At 64.1% G+C, this 832-nt stretch carries 1 protein-coding gene; it reads left to right on the forward strand.

Annotated features, from left to right (window positions below):
* Nucleotides 1-25 precede the first annotated feature (25 nt).
* The coding region (locus EG19_RS12045; protein WP_268746960.1) for a tyrosine-type recombinase/integrase at nucleotides 26-832 on the forward strand (807 nt) is incomplete at its 3' end.

Genomic DNA, 832 nt, shown 5'->3' on the forward strand with positions numbered 1-832 from the left:
GCTTGGAAAACGCCTTACTGACCGCCTGGTGGGTTCGCTGCCTACCCCAGAAAGCGGCCAGCGGTTCTATGCCGACGCCGGCCAGCGGGGCTTAACCCTGGTGGTTCATGCCAGCGGCGTCAAGACCTGGCTGGTTCGCTACCGCTTTGGTGGGAGGCAAAAGAGCTTGGCCCTGGGGCGATGGCCCGAGTTGGACGTAGCCGAAGCCCGCAAGCAAGCCGTTGAGGTGCTGGGCAAGGTGAGCCGTGGGGAAGACCCCCAGGGGGGAAGGGCCGCGAAAAAGGAGCTGACCTACGGGGAATGGGTAGCTCGCTACCTCGCGCAAAAAGTCGGCACGGCTTCCTTCCAACATTACCGCTACCACCTCCAGGGTGGCCCCGGTGGCCGTGGACACCCGGCGCAACCTTCCCCCGCCTGGCAGCGCTGGGCGAACCGCCCGCTGGAGAGCATCGGGCCGGATGAAGCGGCCGACCTTATACGTGAGCTGGCCAAGCGAGGCGCTGCCTTTGCCAACCGCGCGCGGGCATATCTCGCTGCCTGCTTTGCCCAAGCCAAGCGCGAAGGCTACCTTGAGGCCAACCCGTTCCAAGGGGCACCGCGTTTCAAGGAAAAACCCGTGAAGGAAGCGTACCTTTTCACCCCGGAGGAGCTTCAGCAGCTGGACCAAGCCATTGCCGAGCTTGACGACCGGGAAGCCCGGGCCTACTTCCTGCTTTTGCGCACCACCGGTTGCCGCCCCGGAGAACCGCTCAAGCTGCGGTGGGATGACCTGAACCTCAGTGGTGATCCTCCCACCGTGCGGTTTTCCAAAACGAAAACCAACATCACCCGC

The organism is Thermoanaerobaculum aquaticum (assembly GCF_000687145.1).
GTDB lineage: Bacteria > Acidobacteriota > Thermoanaerobaculia > Thermoanaerobaculales > Thermoanaerobaculaceae > Thermoanaerobaculum > Thermoanaerobaculum aquaticum.